This window comes from Brevundimonas sp. TSRC1-1 (assembly GCF_049898245.1).
Taxonomy (GTDB): Bacteria; Pseudomonadota; Alphaproteobacteria; order Caulobacterales; family Caulobacteraceae; genus Brevundimonas; species Brevundimonas mediterranea_A.
In genome coordinates this window covers 15,571-33,426 of sequence record NZ_JAFCXI010000003.1, presented here as the reverse complement: position 1 = coordinate 33,426, position 17,856 = coordinate 15,571, and the positions used below count along the sequence as shown (strand labels likewise).

Sequence of the window (17,856 nt, the reverse complement as noted above, 5' to 3'; positions counted from 1 at the left end):
GGAGGTCAGGCCTTCAGGCTGGGGAGGTTCAGGCCGTGTTCGCGGGCCGCGGCGCGGGCGATGTCGTAACCGGCGTCGGCATGGCGCATGACGCCCGTCGCCGGATCGTTCCAAAGCACGCGCTCCAGCCGCTGCGCCGCTTCCGGCGTGCCGTCGGCGACGATCACGACGCCCGAATGCTGGGAATAGCCCATGCCGACCCCGCCGCCGTGGTGCAGCGACACCCAGCTGGCGCCCGAGGCTGTGTTCAGAAGCGCGTTGAGAAGGGGCCAGTCCGACACAGCGTCCGATCCGTCCATCATGGCCTCGGTCTCACGGTTCGGGCTGGCGACCGAGCCGGAGTCGAGATGGTCCCGGCCGATCACGATCGGTCCCGACAATTCACCGGACGCCACCATGTCGTTGAACATCAGGCCCGCCCGGTGGCGCTCTCCCAATCCAATCCAGCAGATTCTCGCCGGAAGTCCTTGGAAGGCTATACGTTCGCCGGCCATGTCGAGCCAGCGATGCAGACCTATGTTGTCCGGGAACAGCCGCTTCATCGCCGCATCGGTCTTGCGAATATCGTCCGGATCACCGGTCAGGGCCGCCCATCGGAACGGTCCGATCCCGCGGCAGAACAGGGGGCGGATATAGGCGGGAACGAAGCCGGGAAAGTCGAAGGCGTTCGTCACCCCTTCGTCAAAGGCGACCTGACGGATATTGTTGCCATAATCGACGACAGGAACCCCCGCCGACTGAAAGTCGAGCATGGCGCGGACGTGGGCCACGATGGAGGGGCGGGCGGCCGCCGCGACCGAGGCGGGTTCGCTGACCCGCTTGTCTTCCCACTCGGCGACGGTCCAGCCGGCCGGCAGATAGCCGTTCACCAGGTCATGGGCGCTGGTCTGGTCTGTCACCAGATCCGGCCGTACGCCGCGTTTGACCATTTCAGGCAAGATATCAGCGGCGTTTCCCAACAGGCCGACCGATATGGGTTTTCCAGTCCGATTTGCGTCTTCGATCAGGGCCAGGGCTTCGTCCAGGCTCTGGGCCGCCACATCAAGATAGCGTGTCTTCAGCCGCATCTCGATCCGGCTTTGCTGGCATTCCACCGCCAGGCAGGAGGCCCCCGCCATGGTCGCGGCCAAGGTCTGGGCCCCGCCCATACCGCCCAGGCCTGCGGTCAGGATCCATTTTCCGGACCAGTCGCCGCCGTAATGCTGGCGGCCCGCCTCCATGAAGGTCTCATACGTGCCTTGGACGATGCCCTGGGTGCCGATGTAGATCCAGGATCCGGCCGTCATCTGGCCGTACATCATCAAGCCCTTGCGATCGAGTTCCGAGAAATGCTCCCAGGTCGCCCATTTGGGCACGAGGTTGGAGTTGGCGATCAGGACCCGGGGGGCGTCGGCATGGGTGCGGAACACCCCGACCGGCTTGCCAGACTGGACCAGCAGGGTCTCGTCGGCCTCCAGCGTCTTCAGGGTCTCCACGATCCTGTCGAAGGCGGCCCAATCGCGCGCCGCCTTGCCGACGCCGCCATAGACGACAAGATCCTGAGGGCGTTCAGCCACTTCGGGATCAAGATTGTTCATCAACATTCGCATGGCCGCCTCGGCCGCCCAGGTCTTGGCCGTCCTTTCCGATCCGCGCGGGCTTCGGATGACGCGAGCGTTGGGCTGGTTCATGTCTGGCTCTCGGCGAAGGCGATACAGGCGGTCAGGACGCGGTGCAGGTTTCGACGCATCGCCTCGGCCCGCTCCGGCTCATAGGGACTGGGCCAGTTGTCGGGCGACAAAGGGCTCGCCGGGTCGCCCATGTAGCCCCGGTCCGCCAGTTCCATCTGGATAGCGTGAACGCCGGCGTGGGGCCGGCCGTAGTGACGCGTGGTCCAGCCGCCCTTGAACCGGCCGTTGACGATCAGGCTGGAGCCGCTGATCGCGCAGGCGGCCTCGACGGCCTGGGTCAGTTCGGGGGCGCAGGTGGTCCCGTCGTTGTCGCCGATGTTGAACTGGGGCAACTCGCCGGCGAACAGCCGCGGGACGACAGAACGGATCGAATGGGCGTCATAGAGGACGACGGGGCCACGGGCGCGCAGCCGGTCGATCTGGGCCTTCAGCTGGGCATGATAGGGATCAAACCAGGTCGCGCGACGCTCTGCGATCTCGGCCGCATCGGGCGCTTCGCCGGCCCGATACAGGGGCTCGCCGTCGAAGGTATCGACCGGGCAGAGGCCCGTGGTGGTCATGCCGGGATACAGGGACACGCCGGATGGATCGCGGTTCACGTCGATGACGCTGCGAGAAACTGCGGTGCGAACCAGGGTTGCGTCCAGATCGACGGCGAAATCATAGAGCCGATCCACCCACCAGTCGGCGTCCTTGCGCGCCAGCCAGGGGGATCGAAACCGCGCCATCAGGGCGTCCGGGATTTCGGTCCCCGTGTGCGGCAAGCCGATCACCAGCGGCCCCGAGCCTTCATGGACGGTCAGCCAGTCACGCGTCATCTCGGCCTCCCTCGCCAAATCGATCCGTCGTGGTATGTCTAGACATATTGATCGCAACAAGACGGACCTGTCCAGTGAGCCTTGAGTCGCAGCCTGTGGATCGCACCCTCTGGTTCGAGGCCGCCCTCTTGCCGGACGGCTGGGCGCGGGATGTGCGGATCGGCATTGCGAGGGGTCGGATTTCAAGCCTCAAGACTGGCGTATCCCGCGGCCCCGAGGACGAAGGAGACGGCGTGGCCTTGCCGGGCGTCGTCAATGTCCACAGCCATGCCTTCCAGCGCGCCATGGCCGGGCTGACCGAGGCGCGTGGGCCCCAGGGCCAACACGGCGATGATGATTTCTGGTCCTGGCGTGACCTGATGTACCGCTTCCTTGATCGGGGCGGGCCGGAAGAGATCGAGGCCATCACCGCCCTGGCCTTCGCCGAAATGCTGGAGGGCGGCTTCACCCGCGTGGCCGAGTTCCACTATCTTCACAACGCCCCGTCCGGCGCGGCCTATGCGGACCGGGGAGAGATCGCGGCGCGGATTGTCGCGGCGGCCCAGACGACTGGAATCGCCCTGACCTTGCTGCCGGTCTTCTACGCCCACGCCGGATTTGGCGGCCTGGCGCCGACCCGGGGGCAGAGACGGTTCATCACCGATCTGGACGGATTCGCGGAGTTGACCGACCGTTGCCGCCGCCTGACCGCCGATATGGCGGACGCTGTGGTGGGGGTCGCACCGCACAGCCTGCGGGCTGTCAGCCCGGCTGAGCTGGCCGCCATGCCCGGTCTGGCAGGCGATGGGCCCATCCATATCCATGTGGCCGAACAGACTAAGGAGGTCGAAGACTGCCTGGCCTGGTCCGGCGCCCGGCCGGTGGAATGGCTGCTCGCCAACGCCCCGGTCGATCCGCGCTGGTGCCTAATCCACTCGACCCATGTGACCGAGGCGGAGTGGCGGGGCGTGATCGAACGGGGCGCCGTCATCGGCCTGTGCCCGATCACAGAGGCCAATCTGGGCGACGGCGTCTTTCCGGCCGCCGCCTATACGCGGGCGGGCGGGCGGTTCGGCGTGGGGACCGACTCCAATGTGCAGATCGGCGTGGCCGAGGAACTGCGGATGCTGGAATACAGCCAGCGGCTGGCCTTGAGGCGCCGTTCGGTCATGGCGGATGCGGATCGCTCGACAGGACGCGCCCTGTTCGAAGGCGTGCTGGCGGGCGGGCGCCAGGCCGGGGGCGCGGCGAACGACCTGGTCATCGGCGGATCGGCCGATCTGGTTTGCCTGGATACGCGCGGCGCGGGCTTCCATGGCCGTTCGGGCGACGCCCTGCTGGACAGCTGGATCTTCGGCGCGCCGGCGGGCGCCGTCGCCTCGGTCTGGCGGGCGGGGCGGCAGGTGGTGCGGAACGGGCGGCATGTGGCGCGCGACGCCATCGAGGCACGGTACCGCAAGGCCCTGAACACGGTGCTGCGATGACGCCGGAGCCGCTGCACCGCCGAATCTACGCGGACCTCGAAGGCCGCATCCTCTCGGGCGAGCTGTCGCCGGGCGCACGCATTCCCTTCGAACACGAATTGACCGCCCAATACGGCTGTTCGCGCGCCACCGTCTCCAAGGCCCTGTCGGAACTGGCGGGCAGGGGGCTGGTCAGACGTCGGCGGCGCGCCGGCAGCTTCGTCGCCCAGCCCAAGGCCCATGCCGCCTTCCTGGCCATCCCCGATCTGCGGGCCGAGGTGATGGAGCGGGGCCAGGCCTATGGCTACAGGCTGCTGGACCAGATGGAACGCGATCCGGACGGCGGCGCTGAAATCGAACTCGCCGCCGGCGGTCCGCTCCTGGCCTTGACCTGTCTGCATAGCGCCGACGCGATCCCTCTGGCCCTGGAGCATCGACTGATCGCTCTGGCCGTGGCTCCCCAAGCGATAAGGGTGGATTTTCAATCCACTCCGCCTGGAACCTGGCTTCTGGACTATGAACCCTGGACCGAGGCGGAGAACCGGATCGGCGCCATGGAGGCCGACGCCGTGACCGCGCGTCTGCTGCAGATCAAGCCCGGCGCGGCCTGTCTGTCTGTCGAAAGGCGGACCTGGCGCGACGGCCAGGGCGTGACGCGGGTTCGTCAGCTGTTCCCCGGGGATCGCTATGATCTGGTCGCGCTTTTCTCTTCCGCCCACACCAAGGACCTGAGCCGATGAAGGCCGACCGCCTGCTGATCGACTGTCACGCCGCCACCATGGTCCCAGGCGGAACCGCCTATGGGGCCATCCGCGACGCCGCCGTGGTCATCACCAACGGCTGTATCGCCTGGATCGGACCGCGCGCGGATTTGCCGTCCGTGGAGGCGGTCGAGACGGAGCGGCTGGGCGGACGCTGGCTCACGCCGGGACTGATCGACTGTCACACGCATCTGGTCTTCGGCGGCGACCGCTCGGGCGAATTCGAACAGAGGCTGGGCGGGGCCACCTATGAGGATATCGCCCGCGCCGGCGGCGGGATCGTCGCTTCGGTCAAGGCCACGCGCGCGGCGTCGGAGGACGAACTGTACGCCTCCGCCATGGACCGGCTGCAAGGGCTCAAGGCCACGGGCGTAACCACGGTCGAGATCAAGTCGGGCTATGGACTGGATCAGGACAGCGAATTGAAGATGTTGCGGGTCGCCCGCCGCATCGGCCGGGAAGGCGGGGTTCGCGTGCGCACCACCTATCTGGGTCTGCACGCCGTTCCGCCCGAGCATCGGGCGAACCGCGCCGCCTATGTCGATCTGGCCGTCGATCACATCCTGCCGGCCGCACAGGCCGAGGGGCTTGTGGACGCCGTGGACGCCTATTGCGAGCCTATCGCCTTCTCGATCGAGGAGGTGGCGCGCCTGTTCGACAAGGCCCGCACCCTGGGCCTGCCGCTCAAGCTGCACGCCGATCAGTTGTCGAACGGGGGCGGCGCAGCCTTGGCGGCGCGTTACGGCGCCGTGTCTGCTGATCACATAGAACATGCGACGGAAGACGGAATCAAAGCCATGGCGCGGGCAGGGGTGACGGCGGTTCTGCTGCCCGGCGCCTTCCTGATGCTGCGCGAAACCCAGGTGCCCCCGGTCGGTCTGTTACGCGCCCATGGCGTTCGCATGGCCGTTGCGACCGACTGCAATCCCGGCACCTCTCCTGTCGCGTCCATGACCGACGCCCTGAACCTGGCCTGTGTTCAGTTTCGCCTGACCCCGGAAGAAGCCCTGGCGGGCGCGACGCGGGAAGCCGCATGGGCCCTGGGGCTGCAAGATCAGATCGGAACCCTGGCGGTCGGCAAGGTCGCCGACCTGGCGGCCTGGGATGTCCAGCGCCCCGCAGAACTGGCCTATTGGCTGGGCAAGCCCATGCTGCACGGCCGCTGGAGAGACGGCGTCAGGACAAGCGCCGATCCTGCAAGGATCGACGGTCCGCCTGATTTCTAGACCTGGGCGACGCCCATGACCTTCATCAGGGCGTCTCGAACGGCGGCCTCGGTGAAGGGTTTCTGAATGGTGGTGGCGCCGCGCCACTCTTCCGGCAATCCACCTTCGCCGTAGCCGGTGGAGAAGACGAAGGGCACGCCGCGCGCCTTCAGCGCCTCGGCGACCGGGAAGACCTGACGGCCGGCGACATTGACGTCCAGCAGGGCGGCGTCGAGATCGACAGTGTCGCGCGCCATGGCTTCACCATCGTCGATATTGGACGCGGGGCCGACGGGAATGCACTCCATGTCCTCGAGGATGGTCTCGAGCAACATGGCGACTAGGGATTCGTCTTCCACCACAAGTATGCGGCGACCGTTTAGAGGTTGGGTCATGGGGCGGGTGTCCTGTCGAGTGGAACCGTCAGTTCCGCAATCAATCCATCGCTGGCGTAGACTAGATCGATCTCCCCCGCCAGATCGTGGCGAATGTTTCGTTCAATCAATCGGCTACCGAAGCCTCTTCTGTCCGGTTGCGTAACTTTCGGACCGCCTATTTCACGCCAGACAAGCTTCAGCTTTCGGTCGCGTTGGTCGGCCAAACTCCAGTCGATCAGAACACGCCCATCGGGCGTGGAAAGGGCTCCGTATTTGGCGGCGTTTGTCGCAAGCTCATGGAAGATCATGCCCAGGGACAGGGCTGTGGCGGGGGGCAGCGCCGTCGCCGGGCCGTTGAGATTGATGCGGGTGGGACCGAAGGCTTCGGTTTCGTGTTCCAGGATCGCCCGCAGATCCGCGCCTTCCCAATGGGTTCGCGTCAACAGGTCGTGGGTGTGGGACAGGGCCAGTATCCGCGACTGGAAGGTTGCGGCGAAGGTGGCGGGGTCGACGTGGGAACGCGCGGTCTGGATGGCGATCGACTGGACCGTGGCGAGGGTGTTCTTAACCCGATGGTTCAACTCGTCGATCATCAGCTTCTGGCGCTGGGTCGCCAGGACGTTGGCTGTGACGTCATGGCCCTGAACGAAGATGCCGACGACGGCGCCCGCCTCGTCACGGATCGGCTGATAGATGAAGTTGAGATAGAGGGTTTCCAGCGGGCCGCCGGGAGTCCTTTGTAATTTCGCCAGGCTTTCTCGCCCTTCATAGGGCTCGCCCGTTTCGAAGACGGTGTCCAGAAACTCGTAATAGCCCTGTCCGACCAGTTCCGGCAGGGCGTCGCGTATGGACTTGCCCGCGATGTCGCGATGGCCGATCAACTGGCTGTAGGCGTCGTTGTGCATCTGGAAACAGTGGTTGCGGCCGGTCAGGATGGCTACGAACCCCGGCGCCTGCATGAACATCTCGACCAGACGGTTGCGCTCGCTCTCCAGGCGACGATTGTCCTCCTGAACCGACTGGGCTCGCCGCAGGACCGACCCGCCGATCAGGGCGTCCAGGGCGGTTGTCGGTTCATCTGTCCGGATCGCCGGCGACAGGTCGGTGATGTCCATGGTGTGCTGAAGAAGCAGCACGACATCGCCTTCAGCGTTCAGGACTGGCGTATGGGTCGCGCTCCAGATTCGTTCCTCGAACACCTCCTGGTCGTCGGACAATTTGCGCGGCATGGCGTATCGCACGACGGCGAGGTGGTCGCGCTGGCGGGTGTCGCGCGCCTTCTCCAGGGACGCCCGGACCTGACGCACGTTTTCGGGCGCATCCTCGCCGGGGCCGGCGTCGAAGGTCGTGAACAGGGGGCGGCCCAGGATGTCCTCGCGGCGAGCGCCTGTGACCTCGACATAGGCCTGATTGACCTCGGCGATGCGCAGATCCGGCGTAAGCAGAAGATAAGGATTTGGCGACGCCTCGAAGGCCGCCGCCAAATCGACTACGGAAGCGCCCGGTTTCACTTGTACTGTCAATCTACACCCCAGCCCAACCGGTGCCGAACGCGCGAGGAGGCAAAGAGTTCGCTACCGTACCCAGAATTCGCCTTTCACCTGATCGTCATTGGCGTGTCAGGAGAATTTGCTAAGGACGGGACATGACATTTGCCGGCGCCTTGGCCACCCTCTCCCTCATGATGGCTCAACCGACAGATCAGCCGCCTCCCGAACAGCCGGTCGTCCAGTTGGCCCAGGGCATGCTGGCCGGGCGGGCCGACGACACGGTCGCCGCGTTCAAGAACATTCCCTATGCGGCCCCGCCGGTGGCGGAACTGCGCTGGCGGCCGCCGGGCGCGGCCCCGACCTGGGAAGGGCGGCGCGACGCCTCGACCTATGGGCCGATCTGCATCCAGGCCACGCCGCAGGGCGACCCCGGCGTGGGGCCCTTGCCGATGAGCGAGGACTGCCTGAACCTGAATGTGTGGCGGCCGACCGACGTCGCCGCGTCGCCGGCCCCGGTCATGGTGTGGATCCACGGCGGGGGCCTGGTCAATGGATCGGGCACGGCGGCCCTGTACGACGGATCCCATCTGGCCCGTCAGGGCATGGTCGTGGTCTCGATGAACTATCGGCTGGGGCGGTTGGGCTTCTTCGATCACCCGGCCCTGGCGGCGGAACGACCGGCGGACGAGGCGGCGGGCAACTACGGCCTGATGGACGTCATCGCGGCCCTGCAGTGGGTCAGGGCGAACATCGCGGTCTTCGGCGGCGACCCGGCCAATGTGACGATCTTCGGGGAGTCGGCGGGTGGCGCCATCGTCACCCGGATGATGATTTCGCCGCCGGCGCGGGGCCTGTTCGACCGCGCCATCGTGCAGTCGGGCCTGGGGCGCGAGTTGCAGACCCCGCTGGACCGGCGCGGCGCCTATGACCTGCCGTCGGCGCGTGAGCGGGGCGAGGTCTGGGCCCACGGTCATAACCTGTTGACTGCAGCGGATCTGCGCGCTGCGCCGGTCGAGCTGCTGCTGACCCCGGCGCCCGTCTTCGCTAACGGCGATCTGTCCCTGATCGACGGCCGGATCGTGCCTTCGACCGTGGAAGCGGCCTTTCGGTCCGGGCGGCAGGCGCCTGTGCCGATGGTGATCGGGACCAACAGCGCTGAGTTCTGGTGGATGAAGCCGACGGATCGCAACGGCTACGGCATGATCGACGACGACCTGACCTGGCTGGAGCGGGCCACGATCACGGCGGCCTATGGCGGGGAGGCGGGCTTCGACCGGGGCTTCATCACCGACGCGGTCTTCTCCGAGCCGGCGCGGCGGCTGGCGCGGCTGCACGCGGCGGCGGGGCATCCGGCCTATTTATACCGGTTCGACATCTCGTCGCCGGACAATCCCGAACCGCACGGCGGGGCGACCCACGCCATCGAGCGCCCCTATGTGTTCGGCACCCTGCCGCTGCTGCCCTATCCCGTCCGGGAGGCGGATGTCGCGGCCTCAGCGGCGATGATGGGCTACTGGACCGCCTTCTCACGGTCCGGCGACCCCAATGGGGTGGGGCGGCCGGACTGGCCGATGGCCGGGGGCGGCGACACTCAGCTGATGCTGTTCCGCAACGACGGCCCCAGCGCCACGCCGGTTCCGGACAGCGCGCGGCTGGATCTGATTGAACGGTTCCGGGAGCGGCCTCACACTATCAGCAAGTCGCCACAAGTCACTGTAAAAACGCACTATTAGACAGATATTCGGCCACTCAAAGACCCCGCCGTCATCCCGCCGAGGTCGCGCCCGACTGTTTCTCTCTCATCGTGACCAGTTCCTCGGCCATGGTCGGGTGGACCGCGCAGGTGGCGTCCCACTGAGCCTTGGTCAGGCCGGCCTTCACGGCGATGGCGGCGAGCTGGATCATTTCCGGGCTGTCGGGCCCCACGATGTGGACGCCGACGACCCTTTGGCTTTCGGCGTCGACCACCAGCTTCATGAGGACGCGCTCCTCTGATCCGGTGAAGGCGTATTTCATCGGCCGGAAACGGGTCAGATAGACATCGACCCCGGCCGAACACGACCGACGCGCCTCGGATTCCGTCAGGCCGACGATGCCCACGGGCGGCTGGCTGAAGACGGCGGTGGCGACGGCCTCGTAGTCGAAATGCTGGGGATTGTCGCGATAGACGGTCTGGTGGAAGGCGACGGCCTCGCGGATGGCGACGGGGGTCAGGTTCATCCGGTCGGTCACGTCGCCGATGGCCCAGATGTTGTCGGCCGTCGTCTTGGACCAGGGATCGACCCTGATCGCGCCCTCGTCGTTCAGTTCGACGCCGGCCGCCTCCAGGCCGAGGTCCTTGACGTGGGGGATGCGGCCTGTGGCGAACATGACCACGTCGGTCTCCAGCTTCATCCCGTTCTCGAGGTGGTTGACCAGGCCTGTGGCGGTCTTCTCGATCTTCTCGTGCTGGCAGCCCAGGACGACCTTGATCCCGCGCTTCTCGATCTCGCCGGCCAGGTGGGCGCGCACATCGTCGTCGAAGCCGCGCAGGATATTGGGGCCCCGGTAAATCAGGGTCGTCTCGACGCCCAGGCCGGCGAAGATCCCCGCGAACTCCACCGCGATATAGCCGCCGCCTGCGATCAGGATGCGTTTGGGCAGTTCGGGCAGGTGGAAGGCTTCTTCGGAGGTGATGGCGTGTTCGATGCCCTCCAGGCTTTCCGGCTTCCACGGGCGGCCGCCCGTAGCGATCAGGATCTTCTCGGCGGTGAAGGTCTGATTCTTGCCGACGATCTCGACCGTATGGGCGTCCTTCAGCACGGCGCGGCCGTGGACCAGCTCGACCCCGGCCTTGCCCAGGTTGGCGGCGTAGATGCCCGACAGGCGCGCGATCTCGACGTCCTTGGCCTCCAGGAAGGTCGGCCAGTCGAACCGGGCGTTGTCGAAGGACCAGCCGTAGCCCTCGGCGATCTCGAGCGCGTGGCTGACCTCGGAGGCCATGACCATGAATTTCTTGGGCACGCAGCCCCGGATGACGCAGGTGCCGCCGACGCGGTATTCCTCAGCCACCGCGACCTTCTTGCCGTCCAGGGCGGTCAGGCGCGCGGCGCGAACCCCGCCGGAGCCGGCGCCGATGACGAAGAGGTCGTAGTCGTAGTCGGCCATCGGGTGCTCCGTTCAGACTCAAAAAACAGCGTCTGAATAGTCTGAATCGTCTGAAATCGGTTCCGGTCACACCGGGGGCGAGGCGTGGGACTTAGGCGCCGGGACACCCTGGAGCAAGGTCGCCAGGTGGAGGGAGATCAGGGCGTCAGGGTCTCGACCCCGCTGTCCGTGCCGATGATCGCCAGGTCGGCCAGGTCCAGAAACAGGCCGTGTTCGACCACGCCCGTGATCAGTTTCAGATCATCGGCCAGACGGACCGGATCATGGATGGCCTTGCAGCCGGCGTCATAGATCAGATTGCCGCCGTCGGTGCGGACCAGGCCGCGATCCGCCTGGCGCACGCGGGCCGGCGAGTTGATGTCATGGTCGATCAGGACGTCGGCGATGCGGTTGGCCGTGGTCTTGTGACCGAAGGCGACGACCTCGATCGGCAGGGGGAAGGCGCCCAGGACCGGCACCACCTTGGCGGCGTCGGCGATGACGATACAGCGGCTGGATGCTTCCCAGACCAGTTTCTCACGCAGCAGGGCCGCGCCGCCGCCCTTGATCAGGGCCAGGCCGGGACCGACCTCGTCGGCGCCGTCGACGGTCAGGTCGATGCGGGGCGTGTCTTCCAGCGTCGACAGGGTCAGGCCCAGTTCGCGCGCCAGATCGGCGGTCTTCTCCGAGGTCGGGACGCAGCGCAGCCCAGAAAGGCCGCGCGCCGCCAGGGCCTTGACGAACCAGGCGGCTGTCGAGCCGGTGCCCAGGCCGACGATCATGCCGGCCTCGACATGGGCCGCAGCGGCCTCGCCGGCGTTCTTCTTCTGTAGATCACTCATTTCAGCTTGGCGGCCTTGGCCGCTTCCTTCCTGGCTTTGGCCTTCTCGCGGAAGGCGGCGCCGGCGTCCGGCTTGAGGGTTTGACGGGCGCGGCCGAAGGCGAGGGCGTCGGCCGGCACGTCCTCGGTGATCACGGAGCCCGAGGCGACGATGGCCCCGTCGCCGATCACGACCGGGGCGACGAGGCTGGAGTTCGAACCGACGAAGGCGCCGGCGCCGACCTCGGTCTGCGCCTTGTTGAAGCCGTCGTAGTTGCAGAAGATGGTTCCGGCGCCGATGTTGGCGGCCGCGCCGATCGAGCCGTCGCCCAGATAGGCCAGGTGATTGGCCTTGGCGCCTGCGGCCATCTTCACATTCTTCACCTCGACGAAATTGCCGATCTTGACCCCCTCGGCCAGGTCCGCGCCGGGCCGCAGGCGGGCGTAGGGGCCGACCTCGGCGCCGGACGCCACGCGCGCCCCCTCGATATGGCTGAAGCTGCGGATGCGGGCGCCGCCCTCGATCACCGCGCCGGGACCGAAGACGACAAAGGGCTCGATCACGGTTCCGCCGCCGACCTGGGTGTCCCAGGCGAAGTGGACGGTGTCGGGCGCGGCCATGGTGACGCCGGCGGCCAGGAAGGCGTCCCGCTGCACGCTCTGGAACAGGGCCTCGGCCTGGGCCAGTTCGGCCTGGGAATTGACGCCCATGACCGAATCCTCGGCCGCGAAGACGGCGCGGGTCGGGCGGCCGGCCTTGCGGGCCAGTTCGACCACGTCGGTCAGATAGTATTCGCCCTTGGCGTTGTCGTTGCGGACGTCGGCAAGAAGGGCGAACAGCAGGTCCGCCGGAGCGGCCATGACGCCGGAGTTGCAGGCCGTGATCGCCAGGACCTCGGGCGAGGCCTCCTTGGCCTCGGTGATGGCGGCCAGGGCGTCGCCGTCGAGGATCAGCCGGCCATAGGCGCCCGGATCGCGCGCCTCGAAGCCGATGACGGTCAGGCCCTCGGGGTTGAACACGGGTTCGATGTCGGCGGCCTTCAGCAGAGGCACGTCGCCATAGGTGACGACCACATCCCCGTCGAATCCGGCCAGGGCCTGTTCGGCGGCGCGGACAGCGTGGCCCGTGCCCAGGGGCGGGTCCTGAACGGCGATGGCCGCCTCGCCAAGGCGTTTGACGACATGGGCGCGGACCTCCGGCGAATGGGCGCCGACCACCACGACGATCTTCTGACAGCCCAGGGCCTGGGCCGCGTCGATGGCGTGATCCAGCATGGCGCGGCCGCCGACCGGATGCAGCACCTTGGGCAGGGGCGATTTCATCCGCGTGCCCTGGCCGGCGGCGAGAATGATGGCGGCGCGAGGGCGCGTCTGGCTGGTCATGAATCGTTCCGGCGTCTAGTCGTCCTGCGATCTAGCCCATCATGCGGGCCAGCGGGAGATGTGGATGACCGATCGCGACCTGGAAGGCTGGACCATTGTCTTCGACCTGGACGGGACCCTGGTCGATTCCGCGCCGGACCTGACCGGAACCCTGAACCGGTTGCTGGTCGAGGAAGGGTTGCCGCCCGTGCCGATGGAAGCCGCCTCGACCCTGATCGGTTCGGGCGCGCGGGCGCTGCTGGTTCATGGGTTCGAGGCGGCCGGGGCATCGATCGAACGGGCGCAATCGGACGAGCTGTTCGAGCGGTTTCTGGTCGATTACACCGCCCACATCGCCGACGGTTCGCAGCCGTTCGAGGGGGTGGTCGAGACGCTGGAGCGGCTGAGCGAACGCGGGGCGATCCTGGTGGTGGCGACCAACAAGCGGTCGGACCTGTCAGAGCTTCTGCTCGAGAAGCTGGGCCTGACCCGGCATTTCGCCGCCATCGTCGGGCCGGATCGGGTCAGCGCGCGAAAGCCCGCAGGCGCCCATCTGAAGGAGGCCGTGGTCAAGGGCGGCGGCGACCCAGAACGGGCCATCATGGTCGGAGACGCGGCGCCGGACGCCGAAGCGGCGCGGGACGCAGGCATGCCCTGCATACTGACGACCTTCGGCTACACGCCGGTTCCCGTCGAAACCCTGGGCGGAGATGTCCTGATTGACGCCTTCGAGGACGTCGAGGAGGCGATCGACGGCGTCCTGTCCGACTTCTACGTGATGAGAGCGCTGAAATTCTGAGGGCGCCGGACAGTAAATCTGGGGTCTGAACCCGCACTCGCGCGGTTGCGGATAGCCGGCGCGATGACCAGTTTGGCGCACCCCTTGTCGAAAGCGCCTCCATGTTCGCTCGTTTCTTCAGAATACCCCTGTGGCAACGCACCTTCGCCGGCCTGGCCCTGGGCGTCGTCGCGGGGCTGATCCTGCGCGAACGGGCCGAGGTCTGGCTGCAGCCCATCGGCGACGTCTATCTGAACCTGATCCGTATGGTGGTGGCGCCCCTGGTGCTGTTCACCATCGCCAGCTCCATCGCCAAGCTGGGGGAGGGGGCCGGGGCGGTGCGGCTGGGGGTGCGGACCATCGTCTGGTTCGCCATCACCTCGCTGCTGGCCGTGCTGGTCGGTTTCGCCTTCGGCCATATCATCAATCCGGGCGTGGGCCTGGCCAACCTGCCGCTGGGCGAGGTCAAGGACCGGGTGATCCCGACGCCGCTCGAAGTACTGATCGGCGTGGTGCCGACCAATCCGTTCGCGGCCCTGGCCGAGGGCAAGGTGCTGCAGATCATCTTCTTCTCGGCCCTGGTCGGGATGGCCCTGGTGGCGCTGGGCGACCGGGCCCAGGGGGTGCGGCGCCTGGTGGACGAAGGCGCCGCGGTCATCTTCCGCATCACCCGCTGGGTGATCCAGCTGACGCCCATCGGCGTGTTCGGTCTGATCGGCTCGGTCGTCGGCGGCTATGGCTGGGAGGCCCTGCTGCCGCTGCTGAAGTTCATCGTCGCCATCTATGCGGCCTGCCTGTTCCATATCCTGGTGGTCTATTCAGGCCTGCTGAAATTGCATGGGCTGAAGGTCACCAGCTTCTTCCGCGGCGCCTTCGCGGCCCAGCAGACGGCGTTCGCCACCTCGTCCTCGCTGGGCACCTTGCCCATCACCCTGCGCCAGACGGTCGAGCGTCTGGGCGTGCCCCAGGCCTATGCGGCCTTCGCCGTGCCCCTGGGCGCCAATGTGAAGATGGACGGGTGCGGGGCCATCTATCCGGCCATCGCCTCGATCTTCATCGCCCAGTATTTCCAGATCGACCTGACCCTGACCCAATACATCCTGATCGGTCTGACGGCGGTGCTGGGCTCATTGGGCACGGCGGGGGTGCCGGGGACCTCCATCGTCATGCTGACCCTGACCCTGTCCACCGCCGGTCTGCCGCTGGAAGGCATCGGCTATATCGTCGCCATCGACCGGATCATCGACATGATGCGCACGGCGACCAACGTCACCGGCCAGATGCTGGTGCCGGTGCTGGTGGCCAAGGAGGAGGGGATCCTGAACGAGGACATCTACAACGGTCATGTCGCCTGGCTGCCCGGCGATCCGGAGGCGGAGACGCCCGAGGCGGTCCGGGCCGCAGGAATCTGAAACGGACGCTTGCGCGGGGCGGGCGACCGGGCTATGTCGCCGCCTCCGCAAGGCATGGATGCGTAGCTCAGCGGGAGAGCACCTCGTTCACACCGAGGGGGTCACAGGTTCAATCCCTGTCGCATCCACCATCCTCCGTTCCCGATAGCCGCGTCGCCGCGCGCAGCCGCCGATGGAAACGCCGATGCCCCAGGTCAATGACACCGTCCACATCCGTTTCTCGCTGAGAGGCCTGGGCGGCCCCTTCTGGCAGACCAACGCCACCGTCGCCTCGGTCAGCCAGGGCGTGGCCCTGCTGGATGGGCTGGACCGGCAGGTGCCCGCCGCCGTCAGCGAGCTGAAGCGGGCCGGCGCCAATCGCTGGACCCTGGACTGGGAAGTCCGAAGCCGGCCGTAGCCGGCTCCCAAACCAATTGGGAGAATCAGACGTCGGGCACGTCCCGGCCGGGGGGCACGTTGACGCCCATGGACTTCAGATAGGTCTTGATGTTGCGCCCGGCCTGACGGATGCGCTGCTCGTTCTCGACCAGGGCGATACGGACGAAACCCTCGCCGTTTTCGCCGTAGCCGACCCCCGCAGCGACCGCGACCTTGGCGTGGGTCAACAGTTGCTTGGAAAACTCCAGGCTGCCCAGATGGGCCAGGGCCGGGGGCAGGGGCGCCCAGGCGAACATGGAGGCGGCGGGCTTGGGGATCTCCCAGCCGGCGCGGCCGAAGCTGTCGACCAGCACGTCACGGCGACGGTGATACAGGGCGCGGTTCTGCTCGACGATGTCCTGCGGCCCGTTCAGGGCGGCGACGGCCGCCGCCTGGATGGGCGTATAGGCGCCATAGTCGAGATAGGATTTCACCCGCGCCATGGCGGCGATCAGTCTGGGATTGCCGACCGCGAAGCCGATCCGCCAGCCGGCCATGCTGTAGGTCTTGCTCAGCGAGGTGAATTCGACGGCCACATCCTTGGCGCCCGGCACCTGCAGGATCGAGACGGTCGGCTTGCCGTCATAATAGAGCTCGGAATAGGCCAGGTCGCTGATGATCCACAGGTCATTGGCCTTGGCGAAGGCGACGACCCGCTCATAGAAGGCCAGATCGACCGTCTCCGCCGTCGGATTGGACGGATAGTTCATCACCAGCACCTTGGGGCGCGGCACGGTGTAGGCCATGGCCCGTTCGAGGCTTTCGAAATAGCGCTCGTCCGGCGTGGTCGGCACGCTGCGGATCGCCGCCCCGGCGATGATGAAGCCGAAGGTGTGGATCGGGTAGGAGGGGTTGGGCGCCAGGACGACGTCGCCGGGTTCGGTGATGGCCGTCGCCAGACTGGCCAGACCTTCCTTGGAGCCCATGGTGACGATCACCTCGGCGTCGGGATCCAGGTCCACGCCGAAACGGCGGGCGTAGTAGTTGGCCTGGGCGCGACGCAGGCCGGGAATGCCGCGCGACGCCGAATAGCCGTGGGCGTCGGGCTTGCGCGCCACTTCGCACAGCTTGTCGATCACGTGCGGCGGCGGCGGCAGATCGGGATTGCCCATGCCCAGGTCGATGACGTCCTCGCCGGCCGCGCGGGCGGTGGCGCGCATGGCGTTGGTCTCCGCGATCACATACGGAGGCAGGCGTTTCATGCGGTAGAATTCTTCGGACATGTCGAACTTCGCAGGGGGGCAGGAAAAGAGGGCGTCAGCGATGCCATCAATGGCGACGCTGCGATACCGAAAGATCGTCCGTTTCCACGGTTTTTACGCCAAAAACATCTCATCCGGCGCCGGAGGGCGCCGTCTCCGGCATGAACCGTGCGTTCTGGCCGGTCAGTCGGCGAAGTTCTGTGGCTCCGGAGTGACGACGTCGTAACGAACGGCGAAGCCGGAGCCTGCCGTCGGGCCAAGCCCCGGACCGCGACGCCGGCGTACATGCTCGGACAGACGCCGCACCTGGGCTTCAGCCACGCCGTCGCGATCCATCAACTGCCGCACCATGGGGTCGGCCAGCATCTCGTCCAGGGTCAGGTCATAGGGCCTCATATCGCACCTCTGGTCTGTCGACTCGCCCCCGATCACAGATGGGCGAGGCGAGGGCGAGCGCCAGAGTCGTCCGGTCGATGTCGTCGAAAATTCACGCCCCGCTACGTCCATCCGGCGCGGACATCCAAGGCGCGGGGCAGATCGACGGGAGGGTGCGACCTATGGGTCGGCGGATGAACATCAAGGCGCAAGAGGCGTTCAGACCGCATGACAATCTTCGCCGAGATTCTGATCGTGCTGCACCGCCTGGCCAAGTTTCTGACTCGCAAGGAGCGCCTTCTGTAGGCTCACGTCAGCGGACGGAGCGATTTGGCGATTGCGTCCCGCGTGGCGGGCCGTCAGTTTGGGGCCAGACTATCGACCATACGAGGACGCCCATGGCCCGCAAGCCCAACTACAGTTTCGAACGGCAGGAACGTGAGCGCGCGGCGGCCATAAAGGCGGCTGAAAAGGCGGCCGCCAAGGCCGAACGCAAGGCGGCGGATGCGGCGGAAAAGGCGCCGCCCGCCGAAGACTGAGGCTCAACGGCAAAATCCATTCGTGTTTTCGTTGTTTGAGCGGCCGCAAAGCCCTATTCTTG

At 66.8% G+C, this 17,856-nt stretch carries 17 protein-coding genes and 1 tRNA gene; 9 read left to right on the top strand and 9 right to left on the bottom strand.

Features of this window, described 5'->3' with window-relative positions; genetic code table 11:
• Positions 1-5: 5 nt before the first annotated feature.
• Positions 6-1,670 carry a urocanate hydratase gene (hutU, locus tag ACP7CK_RS10035; protein WP_292147721.1) on the bottom strand — a complete coding sequence of 555 codons (1,665 nt, stop codon included), beginning with the start codon at positions 1,668-1,670 and terminating at the stop codon, positions 6-8.
• On the bottom strand, positions 1,667-2,488 hold the full coding sequence (hutG, locus tag ACP7CK_RS10030) for an N-formylglutamate deformylase (RefSeq protein WP_426025924.1): 822 nt from the start codon (positions 2,486-2,488) through the stop codon (positions 1,667-1,669). The genes hutU and hutG overlap by 4 nt, the downstream gene beginning before the upstream one ends.
• A 74-nt stretch (positions 2,489-2,562) precedes the next feature.
• On the opposite strand from hutG, the gene ACP7CK_RS10025 reads away from it, so the two are divergent.
• Genes ACP7CK_RS10025 through hutI form a run of 3 tightly spaced genes read left to right on the top strand, consistent with a single transcriptional unit; the run spans position 2,563 to position 5,917 of the window.
• Entirely contained in the window at positions 2,563-3,951 is a 1,389-nt protein-coding gene (locus ACP7CK_RS10025; RefSeq protein ID WP_426025923.1) for a formimidoylglutamate deiminase, read from the top strand.
• Positions 3,948-4,670, top strand: a complete 723-nt coding sequence (gene hutC / locus ACP7CK_RS10020; RefSeq protein ID WP_426025922.1) for a histidine utilization repressor — start codon at positions 3,948-3,950, stop codon at positions 4,668-4,670. The genes ACP7CK_RS10025 and hutC overlap by 4 nt, the downstream gene beginning before the upstream one ends.
• Positions 4,667-5,917, top strand: a complete 1,251-nt coding sequence (hutI, locus tag ACP7CK_RS10015; RefSeq protein ID WP_426025921.1) for an imidazolonepropionase — start codon at positions 4,667-4,669, stop codon at positions 5,915-5,917. The genes hutC and hutI overlap by 4 nt, the downstream gene beginning before the upstream one ends.
• Here hutI and ACP7CK_RS10010 read toward each other — a convergent pair.
• Both ACP7CK_RS10010 and ACP7CK_RS10005 read right to left on the bottom strand, forming a co-directional pair.
• Positions 5,914-6,291: a response regulator gene (locus ACP7CK_RS10010; RefSeq protein WP_035308891.1), complete on the bottom strand. Its 378-nt coding sequence runs from the start codon at positions 6,289-6,291 to the stop codon at positions 5,914-5,916. The two genes, hutI and ACP7CK_RS10010, sit on opposite strands and share 4 nt — an antisense overlap.
• Positions 6,288-7,784, bottom strand: coding sequence for a sensor histidine kinase (locus tag ACP7CK_RS10005; protein ID WP_426025920.1), 1,497 nt, complete (start codon positions 7,782-7,784; stop codon positions 6,288-6,290). The genes ACP7CK_RS10010 and ACP7CK_RS10005 overlap by 4 nt, the downstream gene beginning before the upstream one ends.
• A gap of 134 nt (positions 7,785-7,918) precedes the next feature.
• Between ACP7CK_RS10005 and ACP7CK_RS10000 the strand changes: the two genes are divergently transcribed.
• Positions 7,919-9,496: a carboxylesterase/lipase family protein gene (locus ACP7CK_RS10000; protein WP_426025919.1), complete on the top strand. Its 1,578-nt coding sequence runs from the start codon at positions 7,919-7,921 to the stop codon at positions 9,494-9,496.
• 31 nt (positions 9,497-9,527) lie between these two features.
• Here ACP7CK_RS10000 and gor read toward each other — a convergent pair whose 3' ends face one another.
• The 3 genes from gor to glmU all read right to left on the bottom strand — a co-directional run bounded on the left by gor (position 9,528) and on the right by glmU (position 13,092).
• Positions 9,528-10,910, bottom strand: a complete 1,383-nt coding sequence (gene gor / locus ACP7CK_RS09995; RefSeq protein ID WP_426025918.1) for a glutathione-disulfide reductase — start codon at positions 10,908-10,910, stop codon at positions 9,528-9,530.
• Between the two features lie 137 nt (positions 10,911-11,047).
• The gene (gene rpiA, locus ACP7CK_RS09990; protein ID WP_426025917.1) at positions 11,048-11,731 is read right to left on the bottom strand and encodes a ribose-5-phosphate isomerase RpiA; all 684 of its coding nucleotides are present in this window, start codon (positions 11,729-11,731) and stop codon (positions 11,048-11,050) included.
• Complete coding sequence (gene glmU / locus ACP7CK_RS09985) at positions 11,728-13,092, bottom strand: bifunctional UDP-N-acetylglucosamine diphosphorylase/glucosamine-1-phosphate N-acetyltransferase GlmU (protein ID WP_426025916.1); 1,365 nt, start codon at positions 13,090-13,092, stop codon at positions 11,728-11,730. The genes rpiA and glmU overlap by 4 nt, the downstream gene beginning before the upstream one ends.
• Positions 13,093-13,150: 58 nt before the next feature.
• Here glmU and ACP7CK_RS09980 point away from each other — a divergent pair, with 58 nt between their 5' ends.
• From ACP7CK_RS09980 to ACP7CK_RS09965, 4 genes are all read left to right on the top strand, one after another.
• Positions 13,151-13,870, top strand: a complete 720-nt coding sequence (locus ACP7CK_RS09980) for an HAD-IA family hydrolase (RefSeq protein WP_426025915.1) — start codon at positions 13,151-13,153, stop codon at positions 13,868-13,870.
• A 101-nt stretch (positions 13,871-13,971) separates the two neighbouring features.
• Positions 13,972-15,261, top strand: a complete 1,290-nt coding sequence (locus ACP7CK_RS09975) for a dicarboxylate/amino acid:cation symporter (RefSeq protein WP_426025914.1) — start codon at positions 13,972-13,974, stop codon at positions 15,259-15,261.
• A gap of 56 nt (positions 15,262-15,317) precedes the next feature.
• Positions 15,318-15,392: transfer RNA gene (locus ACP7CK_RS09970), tRNA-Val, on the top strand.
• A 53-nt stretch (positions 15,393-15,445) separates the two neighbouring features.
• The gene (locus ACP7CK_RS09965) at positions 15,446-15,658 is read left to right on the top strand and encodes a hypothetical protein (RefSeq protein ID WP_035306857.1); all 213 of its coding nucleotides are present in this window, start codon (positions 15,446-15,448) and stop codon (positions 15,656-15,658) included.
• 25 nt (positions 15,659-15,683) lie between these two features.
• On the opposite strand, the gene ACP7CK_RS09960 is transcribed toward ACP7CK_RS09965, so the two are convergent.
• Together ACP7CK_RS09960 and ACP7CK_RS09955 are read right to left on the bottom strand one after the other, a co-directional pair.
• Positions 15,684-16,901, bottom strand: coding sequence for an LL-diaminopimelate aminotransferase (locus tag ACP7CK_RS09960; RefSeq protein ID WP_154726004.1), 1,218 nt, complete (start codon positions 16,899-16,901; stop codon positions 15,684-15,686).
• 162 nt (positions 16,902-17,063) lie between these two features.
• The gene (locus ACP7CK_RS09955) at positions 17,064-17,276 is read right to left on the bottom strand and encodes a hypothetical protein (RefSeq protein ID WP_426025913.1); all 213 of its coding nucleotides are present in this window, start codon (positions 17,274-17,276) and stop codon (positions 17,064-17,066) included.
• Between the two features lie 377 nt (positions 17,277-17,653).
• On the opposite strand from ACP7CK_RS09955, the gene ACP7CK_RS09950 reads away from it, so the two are divergent.
• A complete protein-coding gene (locus ACP7CK_RS09950; protein ID WP_008261426.1) occupies positions 17,654-17,794 on the top strand; it encodes a hypothetical protein in 141 nt (46 codons plus the stop codon).
• Positions 17,795-17,856 lie beyond the last annotated feature (62 nt).